20 protein-coding genes are annotated in these 25,963 nt (G+C 46.0%); 14 read left to right on the forward strand and 6 right to left on the reverse strand.

All coding sequences use genetic code 11. The annotated features are described in order from the left end of the window. Positions 1–210: 210 nt before the first annotated feature. The 3 genes from ATB78_RS15430 (at position 211) to ATB78_RS15440 (ending at position 2,927) form a co-directional block, all read left to right on the forward strand. Positions 211–1,140, forward strand: a complete 930-nt coding sequence (locus ATB78_RS15430; RefSeq protein ID WP_061009130.1) for an SRPBCC family protein — start codon at positions 211–213, stop codon at positions 1,138–1,140. 132 nt (positions 1,141–1,272) lie between these two features. Then, entirely contained in the window at positions 1,273–2,565 is a 1,293-nt protein-coding gene (locus ATB78_RS15435; RefSeq protein WP_061009131.1) for an alkaline phosphatase, read from the forward strand. A 101-nt stretch (positions 2,566–2,666) separates the two neighbouring features. Next, entirely contained in the window at positions 2,667–2,927 is a 261-nt protein-coding gene (locus tag ATB78_RS15440; RefSeq protein ID WP_005439292.1) for a hypothetical protein, read from the forward strand. Between the two features lie 132 nt (positions 2,928–3,059). Here ATB78_RS15440 and ATB78_RS15445 read toward each other — a convergent pair whose 3' ends face one another. The 6 genes from ATB78_RS15445 to ATB78_RS15470 form a co-directional block, all read right to left on the reverse strand. Then, positions 3,060–3,506 (reverse strand): hypothetical protein, encoded by a 447-nt coding sequence (locus ATB78_RS15445; protein WP_061009132.1) that lies wholly within the window; start codon positions 3,504–3,506, stop codon positions 3,060–3,062. A 12-nt stretch (positions 3,507–3,518) separates the two neighbouring features. Then, the gene (locus ATB78_RS15450; protein ID WP_061009133.1) at positions 3,519–5,297 is read right to left on the reverse strand and encodes a S8 family peptidase; all 1,779 of its coding nucleotides are present in this window, start codon (positions 5,295–5,297) and stop codon (positions 3,519–3,521) included. 255 nt (positions 5,298–5,552) lie between these two features. Continuing rightward, a complete protein-coding gene (locus ATB78_RS15455; protein WP_005439286.1) occupies positions 5,553–5,888 on the reverse strand; it encodes a hypothetical protein in 336 nt (111 codons plus the stop codon). 8 nt (positions 5,889–5,896) lie between these two features. Beyond that, the gene (locus ATB78_RS15460) at positions 5,897–7,672 is read right to left on the reverse strand and encodes a diguanylate cyclase (protein ID WP_240537404.1); all 1,776 of its coding nucleotides are present in this window, start codon (positions 7,670–7,672) and stop codon (positions 5,897–5,899) included. 766 nt (positions 7,673–8,438) lie between these two features. After that, the gene (locus tag ATB78_RS15465; protein ID WP_061009135.1) at positions 8,439–9,695 is read right to left on the reverse strand and encodes an aromatic amino acid transport family protein; all 1,257 of its coding nucleotides are present in this window, start codon (positions 9,693–9,695) and stop codon (positions 8,439–8,441) included. Positions 9,696–9,915: 220 nt separating this feature from the next. Further along, positions 9,916–12,132, reverse strand: a complete 2,217-nt coding sequence (locus tag ATB78_RS15470; RefSeq protein WP_061009136.1) for an EAL domain-containing protein — start codon at positions 12,130–12,132, stop codon at positions 9,916–9,918. 362 nt (positions 12,133–12,494) lie between these two features. Between ATB78_RS15470 and ATB78_RS15475 the strand changes: the two genes are divergently transcribed. The 11 genes from ATB78_RS15475 (at position 12,495) to nirD (ending at position 25,943) form a co-directional block, all read left to right on the forward strand. Beyond that, a complete protein-coding gene (locus ATB78_RS15475) occupies positions 12,495–12,929 on the forward strand; it encodes an N-acetyltransferase (protein WP_061009137.1) in 435 nt (144 codons plus the stop codon). A gap of 290 nt (positions 12,930–13,219) precedes the next feature. Then, positions 13,220–15,883: a nitrate reductase gene (locus ATB78_RS15480; protein ID WP_061009138.1), complete on the forward strand. Its 2,664-nt coding sequence runs from the start codon at positions 13,220–13,222 to the stop codon at positions 15,881–15,883. 20 nt (positions 15,884–15,903) lie between these two features. After that, entirely contained in the window at positions 15,904–16,809 is a 906-nt protein-coding gene (gene cobA, locus ATB78_RS15485; protein WP_061009139.1) for a uroporphyrinogen-III C-methyltransferase, read from the forward strand. Further along, positions 16,806–17,759: a glycosyl transferase family protein gene (locus ATB78_RS15490; protein ID WP_061009140.1), complete on the forward strand. Its 954-nt coding sequence runs from the start codon at positions 16,806–16,808 to the stop codon at positions 17,757–17,759. The genes cobA and ATB78_RS15490 overlap by 4 nt, the downstream gene beginning before the upstream one ends. Positions 17,760–17,988: 229 nt before the next feature. Then, positions 17,989–18,906, forward strand: a complete 918-nt coding sequence (locus ATB78_RS15495; RefSeq protein WP_005375880.1) for a dienelactone hydrolase family protein — start codon at positions 17,989–17,991, stop codon at positions 18,904–18,906. Positions 18,907–18,979: 73 nt separating this feature from the next. After that, positions 18,980–19,561, forward strand: a complete 582-nt coding sequence (locus ATB78_RS15500; protein WP_061009141.1) for an ANTAR domain-containing protein — start codon at positions 18,980–18,982, stop codon at positions 19,559–19,561. Positions 19,562–19,826: 265 nt separating this feature from the next. Next, positions 19,827–21,191 carry a CmpA/NrtA family ABC transporter substrate-binding protein gene (locus tag ATB78_RS15505; protein ID WP_005375887.1) on the forward strand — a complete coding sequence of 455 codons (1,365 nt, stop codon included), beginning with the start codon at positions 19,827–19,829 and terminating at the stop codon, positions 21,189–21,191. Positions 21,192–21,263: 72 nt separating this feature from the next. Beyond that, complete coding sequence (locus ATB78_RS15510) at positions 21,264–22,229, forward strand: ABC transporter permease (RefSeq protein WP_025609899.1); 966 nt, start codon at positions 21,264–21,266, stop codon at positions 22,227–22,229. 11 nt (positions 22,230–22,240) lie between these two features. Continuing rightward, positions 22,241–23,077 carry an ABC transporter ATP-binding protein gene (locus tag ATB78_RS15515; RefSeq protein WP_005450080.1) on the forward strand — a complete coding sequence of 279 codons (837 nt, stop codon included), beginning with the start codon at positions 22,241–22,243 and terminating at the stop codon, positions 23,075–23,077. A 10-nt stretch (positions 23,078–23,087) separates the two neighbouring features. Next, entirely contained in the window at positions 23,088–25,607 is a 2,520-nt protein-coding gene (gene nirB, locus ATB78_RS15520; protein ID WP_061009142.1) for a nitrite reductase large subunit NirB, read from the forward strand. Then, positions 25,608–25,943: a nitrite reductase small subunit NirD gene (nirD, locus tag ATB78_RS15525; RefSeq protein WP_061009143.1), complete on the forward strand. Its 336-nt coding sequence runs from the start codon at positions 25,608–25,610 to the stop codon at positions 25,941–25,943. Positions 25,944–25,963 lie beyond the last annotated feature (20 nt).

Genomic DNA, 25,963 nt, shown 5'->3' on the forward strand with positions numbered 1-25,963 from the left:
TCTGGCGCAGATATCATCGTGGAGCTGGGAAGCTAGTGCTCCCAACAAGGACTCCGAATACATTAGCGCAAACCAACTCCGTTATGACTTAATTGTAGTTGCAATAACGGGGCGGACCATACATTTTTGTATCTAACTGCCAGTGAAACAAGAAAAAAATTCGATATCGATTAGACTCAAAAGAGTCAAAGTGAATTGCAAGGAGTGGTTATGCTCTCGTATCAGGTCAATCGAAGTATCGAAATTGAAAAGACACAAAGTGACATCATCGAGTACTTGAAAGACTTTACTCATTGGCCAGAGTGGTCGCCGTGGATCATTATGGAGCCAGAATGCGAACTCACCTACAGTGATGAACAAGGTGTCGTTGGTTCTGGGTATCAGTGGAATGGTCATCGTATCGGGACAGGGGCGATGGTACTTGAGAGCACACAAGAACACCGCCTAGATATGGAACTTCACTTCTTCCGACCATTCAAAAGCCACGCAAAAGTGACTTTTTTAGTGACGCCGTCACAGAATGGGTGCACGGTTGAATGGATGATGCAATCGCGAGTCCCTTGGTTTTTGTTCTTCTTGAAAAACATGTTTAAGTCAATGATTGGTATGGATTATGACCGTGGACTTCGCATGCTGAAAAGTCAGATGGAAACGGGCCAAGTGCTGTCTCAACTTACCGACGTCGGTTCCCGCAAACAAAATGAAATTAACTACATTGGCTTAATGGGGGCCGGAACCATTCCAGAATTGGGGCCCGTCATGCAAGATCATGTGGCGCGATTGTACGAGATGGCAGAGCGAGAAAGCTTACCAGTGACAGGGGAGTTATTCTGTTACTACCTTTCTATGGACATGAAGCAAGGTTACTTCGAATTCATCACTTGCTTGCCAGTGAAAGCAGGCGTCGCAGCTACTGGCGATTTTGTGGCTGGGACGATCCCTGAGTGTGAAACTTATGTGGTTGAACACAAAGGGGAGTACTGGTTCTTAGGGAATGCTTGGTCGTTTGTCATGAATCTTACTCGACAAAACGGCATCAAAGTCAAAACCAAGCCATTGGGTATCGAGCGTTACCTGAACAATCCAAATGAAACCGAAAAAGCAGATTTGTTGACGGAAGTGATTGTCTTCAAGAAATGATGTGCGTTGTAAAACTATGAAGCAACGCCATGTTTCATCTCAACTGCATGATAGTATTCGTTTATAAATTAGAACGATACACAAGTTGATGCGTGCCCTTGTGGCACCATCGTATTATGTCATGGATGAGATATGAAGCTTAAATACCCCCTAATTACTGCCTGCCTTTTTGCCACGCCTACTTTTGCAGATGATGCGCCAAAGAACATCATATTTATGATTGGTGATGGCATGGGCCCCGCGTTTACCACCGCTTATCGTTATTACCACGATGATCCAAAAACCGAAGAGATTGAACCGACTATCTTCGATTCCATTTTGGTTGGTATGGCGAAAACATACCCTGATGACGTCACTTATGTTACGGACAGTGCGGCGAGCGCAACGGCTCTTAGTACAGGTGTGAAAAGTTACAATGGTGCGATTGCGGTGGATACCAATAAGCAGCCAATCAAAACCATGTTAGAGATGGCCAAAGAAGAAGGGATGACGACAGGCTTAGTGGCAACCTCGCAAATTAACCATGCGACACCAGCAAGTTTTGCCGCGCACAATGAATCCCGCCGAAACTACGATGCCATCGCCAATGACTACATCGACAACAAAGTGGATGACCAACTGCCAGTCGACTTACTGCTGGGTGGCGGTGTGCGCTATTTCGAACGTGATGATCGTAACCTTGTTGATGAGTTCAAACAGCAAGGCTATCAGTACATCACGGATTTCAAACAATTGCCTGCACTACAAACCTTACCTGCATTAGGTTTGTTTGCAGACAAGGCCTTTCCTTTTGCACTTGATGAAAATTCAACACGATTAGAACAGATGACCAATAAAGCCTTGTCTCTACTGCAGCGTCAGGATAATGGCTTCTTTGTCATGATTGAGGGAAGCCAGATCGACTGGTGTGGCCATGCGAATGATATTGCATGTGCAATGGCAGAGATGAGCGACTTTGCCAAGTCCGTAGAGTTAGCGAAAGCCTATGTGGATGGTCATCCCGATACTTTACTGGTGGTCACGGCAGATCACTCTACTGGCGGTTTAACTCTTGGCGCGAATGGACAGTATCAGTGGGATACTGAAGTGATCAAAGGTGTTCATAAAACCGCATGGCCTTTGGCGATGTCTCTTGCGCAGTCAAATGACATGATCGCGACATGGAATGAATCTGTTGATTGGCCTTTGTCTAAAGAGCAAGGTAGAAAACTGGCTTATGCGAAATTGAGTGAGGAGCCGGCGAAAACGCTCTACAAAGAAGTGAAAGGCATCATCAACGAGAAGAGCTACACCGGCTGGACAACAAAGGGGCACACTGCGGTTGACGTTCAAGTATTCGCCTATGGCAAAGGTTCTGAGCAGTTTGTCGGTTCACAAAATAACACTGACATTGCCAAGAAGTTGATTTCATTCATCCAAGATTAACAGGATAGATTGTCACGTGAACTTGTCGCCTAGATCACCGTTCTATGGATAATTTTGCATGACAAATAGAGCGAATTAGCATAGCTTAGTTTTTGTGCAACATGCAGTGCGGAATCTTTGATGTGATGCGTATAGAGAATAAAGCAAACCCTTATGTAACCAGTAGTCAGCTCGATTTGAAAAACGCCAGTCGTTATATGAATCTGGCGTTTAAAGCGAATCGAATTGATGTGAGTGCAGAATTGAGTACCCAAACTGGAAAACCAACTATGGTAATCAAGAATGAGGATGGGGCGGTTGTGCGTCGCATTGATGGTCAGAAGATCATTAATAAAATGAACCACGTTGATACTTACGTCTGATGTGACACTTCAAAGTGAAAATGAATCAAAAAAATGCCTCAGCAATTGCTGAGGCATTATTTTTATCGCTCTATAACGCTAACCCAAGTGTTACGTCATAGTGCTCAGAGCCAACTTCTCTTTGCTAGAGAATTATTGTGCACGGAATTTACCGCTGTTAAGTTCAATTTTAGACGCTTTTACGCGACTGTCAGCATTCAAGTAATCGCTGATACCAAGCAGGTCTTGGCCTTCAGACGCTTTGAGTACTGCAGACTCACCTTGTGCAAATACAACGTCAAGTTTGAGCTCTTTAGCCACGGCTTTCGCATCCGCTGGATTTTTCACGGTAACGAAAATCAGGCCAGTGGCTTTCGATACGTTGCTAAACGCGTTCTTAAACACTTCATCGCCTGCATGCAGTTCTGCTGCTTCTGAGAGGTTATCGACAGAGAGTTTGCGGTAATCTTGGCCGTTAATCTCGACGGCATCTGATGCCACAAACAACTCTGGCGCTGGTTGTTCTGCTAGTTGTTGCTCTGCATGGACAGCGGTTGCCATAGTCGAAAGAGCCAGAATAGAAAATGTCATAAATTTCATGTGAATGACTCCTTAGTGACCGAAGATACGCATAGACCAGTTTTTAATAACACCAGGTTTTGCGTTGTTTGCCATCGGTACATCATAGATAGCTGAAGAGTTGAAATATGCAATGAATGAGAACACTTCATCACCGTTTGTATCGATAGCGCGTAGCGTCCATTCCCCTTTTGCGTCCTCGCCGTAGAACTGGTTAGAAAGCAGAAGTTGATTCTCATAGCCTGTCACGTTTGGATCGAGTGATTGACCAACAAGGCCGTTACGCGGCGTTTGTAGAACAGAACGCGTACCTGATGGAGAAATCAGTTCGATTGCTAAATCAGGTAGACGTGAGTGCTCAAGCGTGAGTTTCACCTGTACCGATTCAACCGTAATGTCATCGGTCACTGCGATAGCTGAAGAGCCGCCCACCAAGCTTGCATCTGGAACACTGACTTCAGTCGCATTGCTTGCCCATGGAGTAATGATCTGTGCAGGCAGAACATTGTTTGTCATGCGAGCTCGTTTCATTGCTTCATCAAGGTTAACCGCACCAAAGCCATAGAAGGTGTGGAAGTCGACCCCCGCTGCGTTTTTCTGCCATGGTGAAATCGCCTCGTAGCTCACTAGTTCACCTTGGTTGTTCACGAACTCAAGCTGAACGCCAGGGTGATCTTTGTCAGTCACGCTTGCTGTTTCTGCCAGTAACGCACGCACATCACGAGCAGTTAGCGCATGGTTTGTCGACATAATTGCCGCAATCGCACCTGAAGTGTTTGGCGCAGCAGAAGAGGTACCATTCATCGTACTGGTGTAGTTACAGCTCGGATCTTGCTCTGTACCACCGTGTAGGCCGTTAATACCAAGATCAGCACTGGTGTTTTGACCTGCTTCACAGCCCATCAAGTCGGTTGTAACCATTGCAGGGAAATCTTGACCATATTCACCGGCTGGTGCAGCAACCCAAACGTTAGCACCGACGGAAGAGTAACTCGCACGAGTACCGTCGGCACGAAGTGCACTAGTGACTAGGTTGTAATAACTTGAGTTATCGTAAGATTGTGCCGAGTTGTGCATTGGTAGCCCTTGGTTACCGCCACCAGCGAAGAAATCGCTCGGAAGCACAAAGAAACGACCGGTATTGAAGTAGCGGTATCCATTACCTGCAGACTTCACGAAGACCGCACCTCGGCCCCAAGCATTGCTTTCGCTGACGTCTTTCATCACATCCATTTCGAGTTTGAACTGTGGATCGTTCTCATCGAAAGGAATCGGTGTGATAGGGCTAAAGCCATAGCTTTGGTTGAATACACGGACATCGCTAGTGGACGCGTCTGCACCGTGTGAAATCAACCAACCTTCAAGAGTTTGGTTAGCGAGCCAGTTAAAGCCCATTAGAGACGAGCGAGAAGCAACGCCGCGAACGCCTTCACCGTTGTTACCAACCGCACTGATTAGGCCAGCAACAGCAGTACCGTGGCCATTTGCGTCTACTGGGTAATCGGCTGGGAATGGTGAATCTTCAACGAAGTTTCTGCTACCTGTGACTACATTACCCGCAAGGTCTGGGTGGTCGATCTGTACACCAGAGTCAATGACCGCAACTTTTACGCCTACACCCGCAATACCCATTGCTTGTGTCAGTTTGGTGTTTAAGTCGTTACCCGCAACAGCAGGGTTGGCTGCAAATGCAGTTTGGCCTGTGTTATCTAGGTGCCATTGCTCTGAGTAGAGCGGATCGTAAGCCGAGACGGCAGGTGAAATGCCTACTGCTAACATCGCAGCGAATAGGCGATTAATGCGTGTTTCCATTTGTGACCTCATGTCTTTGTTTGGAATTTTTGTCCCTGTTCGATACTCCTTTAAACAGGTCTAAACAAAGCTAGCGGGTAAGAATGGAGACGAAAACTGTTTACATCTTATTTACTTTTGTTTTTCGACGCACGACATTATCTTGACGTTAAATGCTTGAAGTCACGAAAGATTCTAGATATTTGGAGAAAAGATTGCGTGTTTAAAAAGCAGGAATATTAGAGTAATTTCCTGCTTTTTATGGAATGGGGTGATTTATATGGCAGGTTGTATGGTTGGCTCAGGTTCTGTAGGGGCTTGTTCTTTACGAGACAGCAGCCCGTCAACCACTTTTTCTACATAGAACTTCTTGTATTCTTGATCGCACCAACGTTTGTTTAAGCCTCTGCGATTAAACTCAGCGCCAATGGCAACACGAGTTTGGTTGGACGCTCGATTGTAATACAGGGTTTCACATAGCTGTATGTTGCTCATTTGTTGAGCGTATACATTCACACTGCTGCTTCTCATTCCCAATTGTGCGGCTTGTTGATTGCTGCATGCGGCCAAAATGAATGGCGATAGGGCAGCAATAATCCATGTTTTCTTCATTGTGCTTTCTATGACGTCGAGTGAATTTTAAACTGGTTTCGCCCAGCTTGTTTGGCATCATACAGAGCTTGGTCAGCAGCGAAAAACCATTGATCCCACTCTTGTTTGATGGATTGCGCGCTTAACTCGTTAACCGCGCCGAGAGAGATTGTCGCGCCTAGAGAGTCTGAGTCAACCTCTAGGTTGTTGTTTTCAACTGCAAGTCTCAAACGGTCTAAGGTTTTTGCGCAGTCGTCGGCGTGGCGGATTTCAAATAATAAGACGAACTCTTCACCACCCCAGCGTACCAATAAGTCTCCAGATCGAGTTGCTTCATCAAGGATACGCGCGACATGAGTCAGCATCTTGTCACCCAAGTCATGCCCGTATTGGTCGTTGAACGTTTTAAAGTGGTCAATATCAATCACGGCCAAAGCAAATTCGCGCCCCGGGCTGCGTTTCGCCATGTTATCTAACCAATTTGGCAGATAACGTCGGTTATGTATCTTAGTCAACGGGTCGGTGGTGTTTTGCTGAGTGAGCTCTTCGTTGATCTTGTTCATCTGACGAATGTAGCGGAATAGCCAGAAGCCAATCGCGGCCACAATGAGAAAGTAAAAGATTTCGCGATAGCGCTGCGACTCAAGTTCCGATGCTTGCAGGGCATTTTTCGCTTCAAGTAATGTCAGTTCTTTTTGAGCCAGTTTGGCTTCTAAATCGAGCTTGATATTAATCATCTCGTCGCCATGAACATGATTGTCGAAGCTCTTCTCTAAGTTACGTAAACGACCCAAGTTGTCGAACGCTTTTTCAAAGTTCTTCAATTCCTGATGAGCACGAACCAAGACTAAGTACAGATCCATTTGTTGTTTGGTTTCTGCACTTGCTGTTTCACTTAAGCCCTCTAGCGCGAGTTTCGCACTTTCAATGGCTTGTTCGTATTTACCGTCTTTAAGATAAGCTTCGGCAAATGCCTCATGACAAGCGGCTTTCATGCCTTTCAGTTTTTGTGGGTTAGGGAGGTCCGAACAAGCTTGAGCTAACTTATAAGACTCTTCCATTTTACCGAGCGTGCTAAGTAGCTGCGATAAATTAGAAACGGAGTTGTGCTTTATTCTTACTGAGCCCGTATCCATAGAGAGCTTTGCCGCACGCTCGAAGTAATGTTCCGATTCCTCGTATTTACCCATTCCGTAGTTAATGACACTCAAGTTCGCATACATAATTGCAAGGAACAGGCTGTTGTCGTATTTCTCGTTGCTATTGAGATAACCACTGATGGCTTGGTCAAGATAGGCTTTAGCGCGATCCCAATCAGACAGTTCCATATAGAGCGATGCGATGTTATTAAGAGTCATCGCAGTCTGGATTTCAAACTCAGAGTTTTCAAGCAAATCGTAAGCCGTACGATAGTGTTTTAAACCAGTTTGTACTTGCGCTCGTTGTAATTCCGCATTACCAAGCCAGCGGTACGCTCGACCTTGTAGCGAGTTGTAACCGATTTGGCGTGAAATGTTGATGACGTCATGCAGCAGCAATTCGCCTTGCCAAACGTCGTCTGCTTCCACCAATTCGACGGCTTGGTTTAACTTGGCTTCAGCGATGACCCAAGGTAACTCATGCTTTTTGCCGAACGACACGAGATCCGGAATCTCGGGTAGGGGAACCCCTTCATAACGTTCTAGATAAATACGCGCAAAATAGTACAAGGCTTCTGAATTTGGTGAAGCATCTGCGGGAAGCGTTAAATCACTTGATTTGATAGAACGAGGCTTGCCGATGGAGTCAAAGTAGAACTCAAGCATCGGATAGTCTTTTATGGTGAGATGGTGTCTGAGATAGCTTTCTTTATTCGCGTTATCTGCCGCAATGCTATTTGTCGAGCACAAAGCGCCAAACACAATCGGAAATAGGTATCGTAACGTTTTAAACGGGAAAAGCTTTAGGCTGTTGATAAAAGCTAACTCTATAAATTGAAACACCCTAAAAGTTTATCACTTCTTATCAGTGAATACCCACAGATTTATCTATTTTATCTGTTTGAAAAAGTTAGTTATTAGATGAATGTAATTAGGCATATGAAATATGGGCGTTTTTAAAAAGACCTACTTAAATACGAACGCCTTGATAGGGTGGTTAATGTTGGTTTGCTTGTGTTTGCTGCAATGACAAAAAGCTTGAAATACTCTAGTGCGCAATGGTTGAAGAAGGGAAATGAGTCTTAAAAAATCGTTCGATCTCTAAAATTTCATCAGACTGTCATAAATATTTAATATTGGTATGTCTTGTGAAAAAAGGTGTTTTTAGACATAGTGTTATTAAGCCATGAAAAATTGGCTGTTCTAACAAAAAAGGAGATTGCCTATGCACAACGAAATGATTCAACCTTCCCGCTTCGGTATTATCGGCCGTACTTGCATCGCGTCAGTACTAATGATCGCAGGCGTTTTCACTCTCATGTAATGAGACAGTAATTTTTCATTACTGTTCAGAAAACCATAGCAAAATTCAGGGAATTACCTTAATAAAAAATAAGGTATTCCCCTGAAAATCCCACCTAAGTCTCTTTTCTTAACTCAACAAGCTAAAAACCAACGCACTTACCGCAACAATACCCGTCATCAGTACAAAGTATGTCGATACTTTTCCACGATATTTGTGCAGTGCTTTCACTTTGTATACCGACAACATCGGCATAATGAACAAGATCATCGCGATAACCGGGCCAGATAGTGCCTCCATCATACCCAAAATGCTTGGGTTCATGATTGCCGCAATCCAAATAGACACGAAAAGCACCACAACACTGATGTGATCAACACGGCGTTTCGGCATATCTGAATGCTTAGTGATCAAACCATTTAGGCTTTCGCGTGCACCTAAGAAATGGCCAAGGAAAGAAGAGGTGATCGCGACAAATGCCACCAGTGGACCAAGTGTTGCGATAAATGGATTGTCCGTAGCGTTAGCTAAGTAAGAAAGCACAGAGACGTTCTGTGATTTAGCCTCTGCCAGTTGTTCTGGAGAAAGCGCTAATACACAAGAAAACACAAACAGAAGAACAAACGCGATCAGCATGACGCTAGTACGGCGCAAGATAAGCTCTGATTTTACGTCCGCACCTTCTCCATAATGGCGACGCTGTACATTTGCAAAGCTAGAGATTGCTGCTGCGTGACTGAACGAGAAGATCACCACGGGAATCGCTAACCACATTGTGCTTGCAAAAGACGACATTTCTGGTGCATCCATCAATGGCATGTTCCAGTTTGGCATTAGATAAAATGAAAGAAACGCCAGAATCGCCACCAATGGGTAAACCATGATGGCAAACGCACGTAGCATCACCTTTTCACCCGCCATCATGATGGCAATTAAGCTAAACACCAATACGCCAGACAGTAGGGCACGCGGTAATGGCTCCATACCTGCTTGGTTGACCATGAAGCTGTCAACGGTGTTGGTAATACCGACGCCATAGATAAGAAGAATCGGGAAGATAGAAAGAAAATACAGCAGCGAAATGGAACGGCCCGCTTTCGCGCCAAAGTGTTCTTCTACAACATCGGTAAAGTCTGCGTTTTTGATCTTTGATGACAGTACGAAACGAGCGAGGCCACGGTGCGCTAGGTAAGTCATTGGGTATGCAAGAATCGCCATGACAACCAGCGGCCAGAAACCACCAATACCAAGGTTTATTGGTAAGAACAGAATGCCAGCACCTACGGCAGTACCAAACAAGCTTAATACCCAATGAGTATCGTGTTTTGTCCAAGTATTTGTTGTGTTTAATTCACTAAAATTTAACGTATCTCGAGATTCTTTCACTTAAAACTCGCCTTTATAAAAATAATAATCGCGCGGATGTTATATGTTTTAGTGATTGTTATCACATTGGCCAAGTGGTGAATCGTGCTAGTGAAAAGGCAGGGCAGTAAACTATCGAACCATGAAAATTTGAAAAAAGCGATATATAGTTCCAGTTTGGCATGAGTAATTTGAAACTATATCGCGAAATTTTCTGTTTTTATGGTTTTAGATGTTGTGGTTAAGCTTTGTTCGATAACATTGTAAGGTGGTCCGAAAGCGGCAGTGGTCTTGCGACCCCAAACCCTTGAGCAAACTGGATATTTAGCGCTTTTAGTGTATCGATATGATCTTCTGATTCGACAAACTCGGCAACCGTAACCAACTGCATGCTGCAGGCGACTTGGCTGATGGCTTGGACGATGATTCGGTCATTTTCACTGTCGACAATGTTTTTCACGAATGAGCCGTCCACCTTCAGCACGTCGAGGGGAAGGCGACGCAAATAATCGAAGCTCGCATAACCGGTGCCAAAATCATCTAGTGCGATGGTGGAACCTGCTTCTCGAAGTCTGTTTAAGTTTTGAATTGCAATTGGTTCATTACGAAGTGCATCCGATTCCGTGATTTCAAAACACAGTTTGTTCATCGGGATCTGGTGTAGATTCGCTTCGGTTTGAATGTCCTCCGCTAAACCCTGTGAATTCAGCGCTTTGGCGGTCAGATTGATGGCGCATCGCCCGATCGAGTCCCAATCTCCAATATGGTTTTTTAGCGCTTTGAAAGTGTGTTCGATTACCCATTTATCTAGCTCTCTTTCTAACCCGAACTCGTTGATTAAAGGGAAAAACTCAGCCGGAGACATAAGTTCACCTTGTTTGGGTTTAAGGCGCAGCAAAATCTCAAAGTGGGCATTTTGAGCGTTATCCGATAGCGCTCGATAAGGCTGACAATAGAGCTCAAATTCGTTTTCGCGAAAGCACTGTTGGATGAAGCTCAATTGGTTAAGTGTCTTATTTTCTTCTTGATTGTGTGTTACCCAGTTTACGCATGCGGTGTCGCGACCTTGTTGCTCGCACAGTTTGGAGATCAAAGGATCAAGATTGTGGTTTCCGTAGATGGAAGCACACTGGATTGTACGTTTTACAAGGCTTACCGCGCTGTCGTCGAAGTAAAAATAGAATCGATCTAAAAGCCCAATCAATTTGGATAATTCGCTTTCCATCTTGGGCAGTTTTGGGGCGAAACAGAGTAACCCACTGGCAAAAGGTGGCAGATAAGCGCGTTTTAAATGCTCGGTATTGGCAGCCAAATACTGGCTTAACTGTTTCATCAGTTGCGCGCGGCCTTGGTGCCCGAGACCGTTGAGTTTGGAAAGGGTTGGTTCAAGGTCAATGTAGATCAATGTCGCGTGAGTTTGCGTTGCGACATCTTCTTTTAATTGCGCGAGATTGTATAACCCCGTAAAGCTATCGATGCGTTCTTTTCGAATCGCATTACGTGTCGTGACATAGTTCTTTATTGTATGAGCACCAAGCATAAAAGTGAGCATGGTCAGTACAAACAAAACCAGCAACATCGCATAAACTTGTTCACGTGATATGAAACCTAGGTTGTAGCGGCTGATGATGTTCTCGACACAAACGAGCAGTGTTGCAGCGCCAATCAGCATTGGACGAAGTAAGCCAAATTTTCCGAGTCCCATGCCGACCAAACACAGCAGCATTAAACTAAGTGTATTCAGAGTTAACGGATTTTGTGCCGAGATTCCGGCCACTAAAAACAGCGCACACACCATCAGCCATAGCCGATAATGCAAAGGGTTGGAGTAGGCTGCCATCATGGCACGATCGAGTTTTATGTAAGGCGCGTTTTCTCCATCAAGTACATAGCTAAGACCAAGACTTAGCAGTGGGGTAAGTACCATTTGAGTCAGGATTGCGCTTAACACTGAGTAAGCGACAAACTCGAAAGAAAAGTCAGAGGATCCACCTAGCATTACACTGATCAACATGAGCAATGCGGTGTTTGCAATTGGATAGAGAATTCCGATAAACGCAGCGTAGTAGCCAAGTTTAACCGTGAAGTTATACGCAGCAACGCGTTTTAAGGCTGCACGATACAACTGGCAAAACAACAAAGGCAGTGCGGGGAGCAGCACAGAAAACAGCACCGCCATTTCCCATGGACGCTTGGAAAAGAATCCATAGTAAAACAGCAGTCCTGCCACGATAGTCGGGAGGACTCGCCAACTGTATCGTAGCGTTACGGTAACAACGAAAGCAGCCGTAAAAGAGAGTACGTGAACGCGATCTTGCGCAATCACATAGAAATTGGAGAGGCTATAGCTAACTTGTATTGCGCAAAAGATTAGGATTTGAATGCCTAAAAACTGCCACCACTTTTTATTTTTATAATCGAGCAAAGGGTTGATTTGCTCGAATCCAGACACCGACATTATCCACTCTAATTCTGACAACTAAATCGAAGCGCTGACGTAAACGCGAGTTCTTCATTTCCATGATGATTCGCCTAGCAAAATGAGCGTTGTTGCTCATGTTGGACGGTGTTCGTCCGTATTGTTTTTATTATTTTTGTATATAAGAGCGGCGATTATTCAACAAAAAAGCGCTAACAATCAAATAAAAACTGGTACGACGTTCCGTTTATATGAAAGAGCTCTCATGGAAAGTCGCGCAGAATACTTCAATTTAGAGGTACGACTATCAATAAAATCAAAAGAAGTTCATGAAATCGTTAGGTTCCGTCTCATTTCGCCACTATATTTCGTTCGTCATGCCGTAAACAGAAGAGACCACAATGAAGATCACCTCAGCAGAAAAACAAGATTTAGTTGCACTATACGAGCTCGAACACAAGTTGTTTGGGCATCATGCATATCCAAGATTCTTCTTCAGACAAGCATTTGATTGCTGGCAACAGGGATTGGTGGTTTCCAAACAAAGCGAGCAAGTCACCGGCTATGTTTTGATGGCACAAAGTGATGAACAAAACACCCATTGGATCTTGTCACTTGCGGTAGATAGTCAGCATCGAGGAAAGGGGATTGCACGTTCGCTTGTGGAGAATGTGATCGCAAAAGCAAGTTCCGGTTCTGTTATTAAGTTAACTGTCGATCCAAACAATGCGCCGGCTTACAAGTTGTACACTTCGTTAGGCTTTAAAGTTCTGGAAAAAGAAGAAGATTATTTCGGTGATGGAGAGCCGAGACTGGTCATGGCACTAGCCCGTTAATCTTGCACTTCTGTGATTCAAATTCGCACCTAATCAGTGCATTGCCAATGATAAAGCGAAAACGGATTTTGTTAAGTTATTGAAATTTAATGCAATATAAAATTGGCATCGGGTTTGCAATTTAGATTACGTTCATCGTTAACTCGATGCGCCGCTTTCCCTTAGCAGGCGGTTAAGCGGATAGGGTATTACTTTTTTGAGCTTTTATAGGCAATGCAGCCTCTCTCGTTTCGGGAGAGGTTTTTTTTCGCTTGTAGCTCGTCATTCTAAGGAAAGAATCAGGGGGCGGAATGTCGCAAGGATGCAAAAAAACCACTTGTCCCTATTGTGGTGTTGGATGTGGTGTCGAGGTCAATGCGAAAGGAATCGTTGGGGATGCGTGTCATCCTGCAAATGCGGGATCACTGTGCGTAAAGGGCGTCGCGTTGGCAGAGAGCTTGGATATGCCTTCGCGCTTGCTGTATCCAAAGCTTGTTACCAAGCAGCGACCTCAAGGGCAAGAAGTGCAATGGCAACAAGCCACGGATCTAATTGCAGAGAAGATTCATCAAGCGAAAGCGGAGTTTGGACCTGATTCCGTCGCGATGTACGTTTCTGGCCAGTTGTTGACGGAAGACTATTACGTCGCCAACAAACTCATGAAAGGCTATGTTGGCAGCGCAAACATCGATACTAACTCGCGTTTGTGCATGTCTTCGGCGGTTGCGGCTCATGTACGAGCATTTGGTGAAGATGTCGTTCCCGTCAATTACGACGATATTGATAAGACTGAGCTATTGATAATTTGCGGTGCGAATACCGCTTGGACGCACCCTGTTTTATTTCGACGCATTCAACAAGCAAGAGAAAACAATCCTAATCTCAAGCTGGTGGTCATTGACCCTCGTGAAACGGTCACCGCGCAGCAAGCTGATTTGCATCTACCGATTAAAAATGATGGTGATGTGTCACTCTTCAATGGGCTGCTCAAGTTTCTTATTGAACAGCAATGCATTGATTCTGAATACATAAATTCTTATACCGACGGGTTTGATACACTTAAAGAAGAAGTCTCTAACTTGCGTTACGATGTCACTAATCTAACGTCTTCCATTGGGATTTCAGAAGAAAAACTCATGACATTCTTCCATTGGTTTGCGCAAAGCCCAACCGCAATCACGCTGTTTTGCCAAGGAGTTAACCAAGCCGAAAATGGTGTCGATAAAGGCAATGCCATTATTAATGCACATTTGGCGTCAGGCAAAATTGCCAAGTCAGGTTGCGGGCCGTTTTCTATTACAGGTCAACCGAATGCGATGGGCGGACGAGAAGTCGGTGGTTTGGCAAACCAGTTAGCGGTTCATCGTGCTTTTGACGCAGAGTCTATCAAGCAAGTGCAAGCGTTTTGGGATTCACCAGAAATTGCCACTCAGCCCGGTTTAAAAGCCGTTGAACTGTTTGAGGCGGTAGAACGTGGTGAGATTAAAGTTCTCTGGATCATGGCAACCAATCCCGTTGTCTCTTTACCAGATAACCAATTGGTGAAACGTGCACTAGAGATTTGTCCGTTTGTGATTGTTTCCGATATCACAGCGGATTCGGATGTAGCGCATTACGCAGACCTGTTGCTGCCCGCCGCTGGTTGGGGGGAGAAACAAGGCATGGTGACCAACTCTGAGCGTCGACTTTCAAGGCAGCGTCAGTTTCAAACGCCTCCCGGTGAAGCAAAATCAGATTGGTGGGCGATAAGCCAAGTTGGACAAGCTTTGTGTGCATTGGAAAAGACACAAAATGGCTTTGCGTTTACTTCTGAGCGGGCGGTATTCAGAGAATATGCCGCGATGACAGGCATGAATGCAGATTCGCCATTGAAGCTAGATCTTTCTCAATACGCCAACTTAACCGAGCAAGAATACGAAGAGTGGGTGCCAACACAATGGGGAGGAGAGCGTCCTTTTGCTGATGGCGTCTATTCGCACCCAGATGGTAAAGCGCGTTTTGTCGTGACCAGTGAATCTCCAACGCGTTTAGAGAGAACAAAAGGCTGGTGGCTCAATACGGGCAGACAACGCGACCAATGGCATACCATGACTCGCACAGGGCATATCGCACACCTTGCCGCCTCTGAGTTAGAACCAACCGTGTACATGAACACACTCTCTGCCACTCAAAATCGCTTAAAAGCAGGACAACTCACCAAGCTGTTTCAGCCTACTTCAAACACCAGTATTTATGCCAAAGTTGCTATCGATGAAGGTTTGGGTTTTCAGGAGCTGTTTATGTCAATGCACTGGGCGGGTAGATATGGCGGTGAAAGCAGTGTTAATGCGATAGTAAACAGCGCAAAAGACCCTATTTCTGGGCAGCCTGCGTTTAAGTCGTCTTATGTTGAAGTGCAAGATGCAGCGGTAAAAACCTACGGTATGTTCATCGGTACACAGTTTGATTCCGGCAAGTTTCTCTACAGCGCATTTCAAGCAGAAAGCAATTTGGGCATTTGGCGCTTTGCACACGATAAGCGACCAAAGAAGCAGAGTTTTTGTCGAACAGAAAAGAGCCGCAGGATTACGATAGATATTGCCCAAGGTTGGCTAGCGGTGGATTACGACCTTGTTGGAGACGTTCGTATCATTCGCTCTGTTTTAGTGGTGTCTAGTGAACCGATTCAAACCGGCTACACCAACTTTACCGGCTTGATTGGCAAACCGATGGAGCTATCGCAACTGCTGACCATCACTCAATCGCAAAGCAGTGCCAAACTGGTTTGTAGTTGTTTCCGTGTCACCGATAAACAAATACATGACGCGATGGAGAAACAAGACTGCACGTCACTGACCCAGCTTCAAAACAAACTCAAATGCGGTACTAACTGTGGTTCGTGTGTTTCTCAAATCAAACAAATGGTCGACAGCCATCAGCATCAAAAGGGCAAACAGCAAGCGAACCAGCAAAGTCTGGCTATTCAAATAAAGTAAGTCATAAAAAGGATAAGCACATGGAAGCGCCTTATCAAAAGTCTTGGTTTAAGAAAGGACAAGCGAGTCAGAATCAAGAACGCTCGTCTCGCTTTTCTAAGCATGACCAAGCAAGCAAACTGAACCAACTTTTAGAAGACCATTCACTAGACCTGGACGCGAACCACAAAGGTTTTGTCTCGATTGTCGGAGCAGGGCCGCACGATCCTGACTTGTTAACGGTAAAGGCTGTAAAAGCGATTATGTCGGCAGAGGTGTTGCTTTACGACCGTTTGGTTAACAAAGATATTTTGGAGTTGTCTTCGCCACAAGCTGATTGGATTTACGTGGGCAAAAGATGCGGACAACCCAGCATTGCTCAGGAAGAAATCTGTGATTTGATGGTGTCGCTCGCTCAGCAAGGAAAGCGAGTTGTACGCTTAAAAGGGGGAGATCCTTTTGTATTTGGCCGTGGAGGCGAAGAGGCGTTAGCACTCGTCAAACACTCAATCGCTTACGAAGTCATCCCTGGTATTACTGCTGCGATTGGATGTTCAGCAAACAGCTTGATTCCGCTGACTCATCGTGGCGTTGCTCGTAGCGTTACCTTTGTGACGGGGCAAGTAGTAACAGGCGCATTTGAAGCGTGGAGCCAACTGATGCAAAGCGGACAAACGTTAGTCTTCTATATGGGGTTAGAAAAGTCATCTCAAATACAAACGGGTTTAATCAACTCCGGTTTGAGAGAGGATTTCCCAGTCGCGATCATCACTCATGGTTGCAGCCCTCAACAACAAGTGCATGTTACACAACTCAATCAGCTCAATGATTTATCGATTACACTTAAAGGCGTGAGCCCAGCATTGATTGTGATGGGAGAAGTTGTCAAACTGCGCGAACAACTAATAGAAACCGTACAGTCAGTGACGGAATACGAGGGAATATGAGCAGCATTTTGGAATGTATTAGAACAGTCGGTCGTGGCGAACGTGGTAGAAAACCACTGAACTTTGACCAAGCGTTTCGAGTTATGGATGAATACCTAAACGGTGAGTGCGACGACGATCAGATGGCAATGTTATTGATGCTGATCCGTGTACAGAACGAGACTCAACAAGAAATCGCTGGCTTTGTGAAAGCATTCCAATCCCGCATGCCAGCTATTGGTGCAGACATTGACTGGCCATGTTATGCAGGCAAACGTGAAGCGGCAGGGCAGCCTTGGCACCTGTTGGCAGCCAAGATCCTCGCCGATAATGGTCATAAAGTGCTGATGCACGGCTATCACGACCGTCAATCTGGTCGTTTGCATGCCGAAGATTACCTCGATAAGTTTTCTATCAACAAAGCGGAATCAGCGGAAGACGCAAAGCGTGTGTTAGAAACACAAAACATCGTGTATCTGCCGCTGAGTGCGTTTGCTCCTCAAGCAGAAACCATGATCGGTTGGAAGAATCGTTATGGGCTTAGAACGCCGATTAATACCGTGGTTCGTGCATTGAATCCGGGGCAGGCGACGGTTGGTATTCGTGGTAGCTTCCATCCGGGATTCCAGCAACTTCATGCTGAAGTCGAATACGAGATTGGTCAAACCGCTCATGCCGTTGTGTCATTCAAAGGGCAATCTGGTGAGTCAGAATACAACCCGAAAGTAAGCCAAACCGTATGGTTAAGCCAAACAAGCGGCGTGACATCTCACTACTGGACGGAGCAAATGCTGTCTGAGGTGCCAATGCCTGCGAACTGCTCGTTTGGGACGTCAGAAGATGACATGAACCAAATGGCAAATACGGTTCTTGCCACAATGACAGTGGTGCTATTTGCACAAATGCACGACAGGGAAAAAGCATTCGAACGCGCCTTCTCTTACTGGCAAGCCTATTGCGGCCAGCAATAACGCACTATTGTCAATTAATGTAAAACCAACGACGCAAAGTTGTTGAATCTGAATCCATTATCTATTGTTTGAAGAAGGTAAAAGATCCTAGCTCGCCAATGATGTGTTTCACCACCTTGCTCCGTATCAGAGTGGTGAAACCGCAGTTTTAGCCTCAATCGCGTTCGTTTCTCGCTTCGCGTTTGAGAATGAGAAAATCCCATATGGTAAGACACAGAGGACATGGATAATGGTTCTAAAGCATACCACTCCTAGTGAAAAGGCTTCTCATCCGATCCCGCAAGAAGCCTTCGATTGGTACGACGAATACGCCCACGGAAAAATCACGCGCCGTGAGTTTCTTAACAGGCTGGGTGGCCTTGCGGTGCTTGGCTTTAGCATGACAGCACTGGTCGATGCGTTAACCCCGAATTACGCACTCGCAGAACAAGTTTCATTTAACGATCCTGACATCAAAGCAACTTACGAAACCTTTCCATCTCCAAATGGGCATGGAGAAGGGCGTGGCTATTTGGTGATGCCACAGAAGAAGACCTTAAAATCGCCGACCGTGTTGGTGATTCATGAAAATCGAGGTCTGAACCCTTATATCAAAGATGTCGCAAGACGACTTGCAAAAGATGGCTTTATTGCTTTCGCTCCAGACGCACTTTATCCACTCGGCGGCTATCCGGGGAACGACGATGAAGGTCGCGCAATGCAGAAAGAGATGGACAGAGCCAAGATCGAACAAGACTTTATTGCAGCCGCTAACTTCCTCAAACAATACGAGGGTGGCAACGGTAAATTGGGCGCGGTTGGATTCTGCTTCGGTGGATACATTGTCAACATGCTCGCAGCAGTTATGCCAGAAGAACTCGATGCAGGTGTGCCTTTCTATGGAACACCTGCGGCTCAAGAGATCCAAAAGCAAGTCAAAGGGCCGTTGATGATTCACTTTGCAGGGCTCGATAAGCGTGTTAACGACACATGGCCTGCTTATGAGCAGCAATTGATCGCAACCGACGCACAGTATCAAGCGTTAATGTATGAGAACGTCAACCACGGCTTCCATAACGACTCAACAGCACGCTACGCACCGGAAGAAGCGGCGCTCGCTTGGGAACGTACACTCGGCTTCTTCAAAGAACATCTCGCCTCTAGTTAAAACGCTTCAACTTTAGTTGGCACATTCCTTGTTATGTCTCTCTTAGTGAGTGAGATATAAACAAGGAATGTGCATGACTCAATCAACGTCAAAAACACCCATTATAATATGCTGCGATAGCCTCCAAGAGCAGGCTCGATTGTCCGGTTTGTTGAGCAAAGATTACGACAACATCATTGGCTGCCAATTGGCACAACTAGAAACGCTTATGCAGCGAGAACCGTCAGCAAGCGTTGTGGTTGGATGGCAGCAACCAACCGCGGAACTGCGTTTGATCGTCGATTTCTGCCGCAGAAAATCGGCACCACTTCTTATCGTCTTAAAGCAATTATCATCCAATGATATCAATCGTTTATCGGAAAAAATGGACTATGTGCTCATGCCGCATGATAGTGAGTTTGCACTTCAACCTTGGATTGAACATGCGACATTAGTGAGAGCGAAATTCGAAAGTATGCAATCGGAAATTGAATCGCTGACCCACAAGATTGAAGAGCGCAAGTTGGTGGAAAAAGCCAAAGGTCTGCTGATGAAGATGCACAGCGTTGATGAAGATCAGGCTTATAAAGCGCTTAGAAATTCGGCCATGCAATCGAGCCAAACGCTCGCACAAGTTGCCAAGAATTTGATAACTACTTTGGAAGTGTTGGATTAGTTGCTCTACCACTTTGGGGTTAGGGTGCGTTTTCTAACGTGGTGCGTGTTGCACTATCAGCAAGCAATAACAGGGAATAACAAACGGCAAGATATACTAATTTATTGTATTTACTGTGAAAAATAAGTTGGCACAGTAATTGGATTAGTAGAATTGGGTTTATTGTTGAATCGCTTATCTCAATTATCAACGGCGGTAATTGTAGACTTAGCAACGGCGCTACTGCTCTTCGGAGTAGTGGCGCTTTTTTTATGGGAGCAAACCAATGAAATGGAGTTCGATGCTGAAAGTGTCAGCAATTTCGTTATCGGTATTCACCACGGTCAGCGTAAAGGCAGAGTTGGGTGAACCAGAAATTGAAGACTTGAAGTTTGGTTTTATTAAGTTAACCGATATGGCACCGCTGGCGGTTGCTTATGAGAAAGGCTTTTTTGAAGACGAAGGCTTGTACGTCACTTTAGAAGCGCAAGCAAACTGGAAGGTGCTTTTAGACCGAGTCATCGATGGTGAGCTTGCTGGCGCGCACATGCTTGCTGGTCAGCCATTGGGCGCAACGATTGGTGTTGGCACAAAAGCAGAAGTGATTACTGCGTTCAGTATGGATTTGAACGGCAACGCAATCACGGTTTCCAATGATACTTGGGAGCAGATGAAGCAATACATTCCAAAGCAACCAGATGGCAAGCCAGTTCACCCAATCAAAGCGGATGCACTGAAGCCTGTGGTCGACAGCTATCTGGATAAAGGCAAACCGTTCAACATGGGGATGGTGTTCCCTGTATCGACGCACAACTATGAGTTGCGATACTGGCTAGCGGCAGGGGGGATTCATCCAGGCTTTTACGCACCAGACTCAGGCGATAACAGTGGCCAGTTGGATGCTGATGTTCTTTTGAGTGTTACACCGCCACCACAAATGCCAGCGACGATGGAAGCGGGCACGATCAAAGGGTACTGCGTGGGCGAACCATGGAACCAGCAAGCCGTATTCAAAGGCATTGGCACACCAGTCGTGACCGACTACGAAATCTGGAAGAACAACCCAGAGAAAGTGTTTGGTGTTTCCAAAGCTTGGGCTGAGAAGTATCCAAACACGCACATTCGCGTAGTAAAAGCCTTGATTCGAGCGGCACATTGGTTGGATGAAAACGACAATGCCAACCGCCAAGAAGCAGTGAAGATGCTATCAAAAAGCGAATACGTTGGAGCCGATGCCGAAGTTATCGCCAACTCAATGACCGGCACGTTTGAATACGAGAAAGGCGACAAACGAGACGTGCCAGACTTCAACGTGTTCTTCCGTCATAACGCCACGTATCCGTATTACAGCGATGCGATTTGGTATCTGACTCAAATGCGCCGTTGGGGACAAATCTCAAGCGAGAAATCCGATGATTGGTACATGGATGTGGCGAAAGAGGTTTACCGTCCAGATATCTACCAACAAGCAGCTCAAGCGCTAATTGAAGATGGTGTGTTGAGCAAAAAAGACTTCCCAGATTTTAGTGCTGAAGATGGTTTCCGTGCGCCACAAACACACTTTATCGACAACATCGTTTATGACGGTCGCGAGCCAAATAAATATCTAGAGAAGTTCTCTATCGGGCTTAAAGGAAAAGACAAGGTTTAACCATAACGATAAACGCCACAGGCGAGGGAATTCGCTTGTGGCAACAAGGATGTAAATTTCTTAGGAGTGAGTATGTCTAGTAATGTCATTTCCCTGTTTCCTGCTAAGCAGGTAGTGAACCGAAGTCGGCTGGTGCTTTTGCCCGTCATTGGCTTGCTGATCTTTTTGGCAATGTGGCACTTAGCAGCGAGAGAAGTGCAAACTTCATTAGGTACGCTACCGGGACCTGTGCAAACTTTTCAGCAGTTCAGCAACCTTGTCGATGACCATTGGCAAGAGCGAGAAAAGGAACAAGCGTTTATCGAACGTCAGGAAAAACGTAATGCTGCGAAGTTAGCGAAGAATCCAGACGCGGAAGTGAAGATTCGTCCCTACACAGGTAAACCGACGTTCTTCGACCAAATCATAACAAGCTTAGTGACCGTAACTGCGGGCTTTTTGCTGGCGACGGTTATCGCGATTCCGCTTGGCATCGTGCTTGGTCTGAATCAAGGGCTGTATCAAGCGTTCAACCCAATCATTCAACTGCTCAAGCCCGTATCACCTTTAGCTTGGCTGCCTATCGTCACTATGGTTGTAAGTGCCACTTATGTGAGTGATGACCCGATGTTTGCTAAGTCGTTCATTAACTCTCTGATCACAGTGGCGCTGTGTAGCTTATGGCCGACGCTGATTAATACCGCCGTGGGCGTAACGAGCGTTGATAAAGACTTGGTCAACGTGAGCAAAGTGCTTCAACTTTCGTGGTGGCAGCACATTCGCACCATCGTATTACCTTCTGCCATTCCAATGATCTTCACAGGTTTACGTCTCTCTTTAGGTATCGCTTGGATGGTGTTGATTGCGGCAGAAATGCTCGCTCAGAACCCAGGGTTAGGCAAGTTCGTTTGGGATGAATTCCAAAACGGCAGCTCGGCATCATTGGGTCGTATTATGGTCGCAGTCATCACCATCGGCTTTATCGGTTTGATGCTCGATAGAGGCATGTTGCAACTTCAAAAGTGGTTGTCTTGGAATAAACAACAAGCGTTGAGATAAGGGAAAAGATCATGGAAAAAGCATTATTAGATCTAACGCGATTAGGGATGCGATTCCCAACGCCAGATGGCGAGTTCATCGCGCTTAAGAACGTCGATTTACAAATAAATAAAGGCGAGTTTGTATCCCTAATTGGTCACTCTGGCTGTGGTAAATCAACGGTATTGAACTTAGTTGCAGGGCTGCACATGCCAACAGACGGCGGTGTGATCGTCGATGGACGAGAGGTGGCAGGACCGGGACCTGACCGCGCAGTGGTGTTCCAAAACCATTCGTTATTGCCTTGGCTCACCGTATATCAAAACGTTGAGCTCGCAGTAAAACAAATTGCTGGCAAAAAGGGCAAAGCGTGGATTCAGGAGCAAGTGAATCACTATTTGGAGTTGATTCAAATGCAGCATGCCGCGCACAAAAAGCCGGATGAAATCTCTGGGGGCATGAAGCAGCGAGTCGGAATTGCCAGAGCACTGGCACTTCAACCAAAGGTTCTACTGATGGATGAGCCATTTGGCGCGTTGGATGCGTTAACTCGTGCGCATTTGCAGGATGCACTGATGAAGATTCAAGCCGAGCTAAACAACACCGTCATCATGATTACCCACGACGTGGATGAAGCGGTGCTGCTATCCGACAAAATTGTGATGATGACTAACGGACCGGCGGCAACCATTGGAGAGGTGTTAGAAGTAAATCTACCGCGCCCTCGTGAGCGTGTAGCACTGGCGGATGATGCGCAGTATCAGAAGTGTCGACAAGCGGTGTTGAAGTTCCTTTACGAGAAGCAATCCAAAGTCGAGATTCCTGCTTCGAAAGAAGACAAACCCAAAACCGCAGCGCAAACGGCATAAGGAGGCAGCGATGAACAGTCCTTTAACGATCCCTGTAAAGAACGCATTGAGCCACATCGTTGTGGTAGGCAACGGTATGGTCGGGCAACACCTCGTCGAGCAATTAGTGCAGAAAAACGCGCATTTGGAGCACCGAATTACCGTGATTGGTGCAGAGCGTTTTATCGCATATGACCGTGTACAGTTGTCCTCTTTGTTTGCGGGTAAGTCTCATGATGATTTGATGCTGAGTAACCAAGAATGGTACGACATGCATGGCATCCAACTCGTACTTGGCAGCCAAGTAACAGGCATAGACAGAGAGCAAAAGCGTATTCTGCTTGATGGTGAAGATGTGCTGGGTTACGACCAACTCGTGCTCGCGACCGGTTCGTACCCATTTGTGCCGCCAATTGAAGGTAAAGACCGCGACAACGTGTTTGTCTACCGCACGCTTGATGATCTTTCACAAATCAAAAAGGCATGTGAAGGTGCAAGAACAGGCGCAGTGATTGGCGGTGGCTTGTTGGGTTTAGAAGCGGCAAACGCACTCAAACTATTGGGGCTAGAAACTCACGTTATTGAATTTGCGCCTCGCCTGATGCCCGTGCAATTAGATGATGGTGCAGGCTTGGTGCTAAAAGAGAAGATTGAAGCGCTAGGGCTAACCGTTCACACCTCAACGGGTACGGAACGAATCTGCGATGGTGAAACGGCTAAGCATCGTATGGTGTTTAAAGACAAAGATCCTCTCGAAGTGGATGTGATTGTCTTTTCCGCAGGGATTCGCCCTCAAGATGAGTTGGCAAAAATAGCTGAGCTAGAAGTAGGCGAGCGAGGCGGCATTGTGATTAATAACCAATGCCAAACCAGCGATGAGAACATTTACGCGATTGGCGAATGTGCCCTTTGGGAGCAGAAGATCTTTGGTTTAGTCGCACCCGGTTACACCATGGCGAGAACCACTGCCGATGTCTTGACTGGTATGCCAAGCGAAGGTTTTAAAGGCGCAGACATGAGCACCAAGCTCAAGCTACTTGGGGTGGATGTGGCGTCTATCGGCGATGCACAAATGCAAACCGAAGGTGCTCAAGAAATGGTCTTGCAAGATGCGGTCGCAGGCATCTACAAAAAGCTGGTGGTTGATGCGAGCGGCACCCAATTGCTCGGTGCAATTCTTGTTGGTGACAACAGCGATTACGATGCGCTCTTACAGTGTTATTTGAACAAAACGGTCCTGCCAGACCACGCGGCGAACCTGCTGTTTGATACCGGAATGCTTGATGGAGAGATGCCAGACAGCGCTATCATCTGCTCTTGTCACAACGTCACAAAAGGCGACTTAGTTGCCGAGATTCAAGCTGGCACTACCAACCTGACAGATCTTAAAGCCAACACCAAAGCCGGTACTGGCTGTGGTGGCTGTAGCAATATGGTGAAGTCGGTATTGGATACTCAATTGGCAGCCATGGGGGTAGAGGTTAACAACCACCTTTGTGAGCACTTTAAGCTTAGTCGCCAAGAGATGTTCCATATTTGCCAAGTGGAACAAATCAAAGACTTCGACACCTTAATTGCACTGCATGGCAAAGGACATGGGTGTGATATCTGTAAGCCGACAGCAGCATCTGTGTTTGCTTCTTTGTGGAATGAACACATCATGGAGCCGCAGCATCAATCTCTGCAAGATTCTAATGATGCCTTTATGGCGAACCTACAAAAAGATGGCTCTTACTCAATTGTGCCTCGTGTTCCGGGCGGCGAAATCACACCAGACAAACTCATCGTGCTAGGCGAAGTTGCTCAGCAATACGATCTGTACACCAAGATCACTGGCGGTCAGCGCGTGGATTTATTTGGTGCGCAGTTAGAACAGCTTCCTGAAATCTGGCAAACCTTAATTGATGCCGGTTTTGAAACAGGGCACGCCTACGGTAAATCGGTGCGCACCGTAAAATCTTGCGTCGGTTCTACTTGGTGTCGCTATGGTGTTGATGACTCGGTCGGATTAGCCATTGAGTTAGAGAACCGATACAAAGGATTGCGAGCGCCCCATAAGCTTAAGTTTGCCGTATCGGGCTGTACTCGCGAGTGTGCAGAAGCGCAAAGTAAAGACATTGGGGTGATCGCCACTGAAAACGGCTGGAATCTATACGTTTGCGGTAATGGCGGCATGAGACCAAGACACGCTGATTTATTTGCATCCGACTTATCCAAATCAGAGTTGATCACCATGATCGACCGAGTCTTGATGTTCTACGTCAGCACCGCTGATCGCTTGCAGCGCACGTCGGTGTGGATGGAGAACATGGAAGGGGGCTTAGATTACCTTAAACAAGTGATTTTGGATGACTCTCTCAACCTATGTGATGCATTGGATGAGCAAATGGCACGAGTCGTAGATACCTATCAATGTGAGTGGAAGAGTACGTTGGATAATCCTCAAAAATTGCAACGCTTCCGTCCTTTCTTGAACAGCACGTCGGGCAGCAAAGTCTTGCCGTACCAGCGTGTGCGCGGTCAGCGTATTCCAGTGAAACAGGAGGTGTAAATGGCAGCTTTAACCAAAGTGAAATTGTGTCAGCTTGATGACCTAATGCCGTTCATCGGTGCCACGGTGTTGATTGAAGGCGAGCATGTCGCGCTATTCTACATTCCTGATAGCGGTGTTTACGCCGTTCAAGATTGGGACCCAATTGGTAAGGCTTATGTGATGAGTCGAGGGATTGTCGGTGATATTGATGGAGAGATGTGTGTTGCATCACCACTGTATAAACAGCACTTCAGTTTAAAGAATGGGCAATGTCTGGAAGACGAAGCGCACTGCCTAAAAACGTGGCAAGTAACGATCGACGATAATCAGGTTTGTTATTTAGCCGAAGAATGATCCTCGAAATTAGTTTGCTC

Source organism: Vibrio sp. CUB2 (assembly GCF_001557945.1).
In the GTDB taxonomy this organism is placed as follows: Bacteria; Pseudomonadota; Gammaproteobacteria; order Enterobacterales; family Vibrionaceae; genus Vibrio; species Vibrio owensii.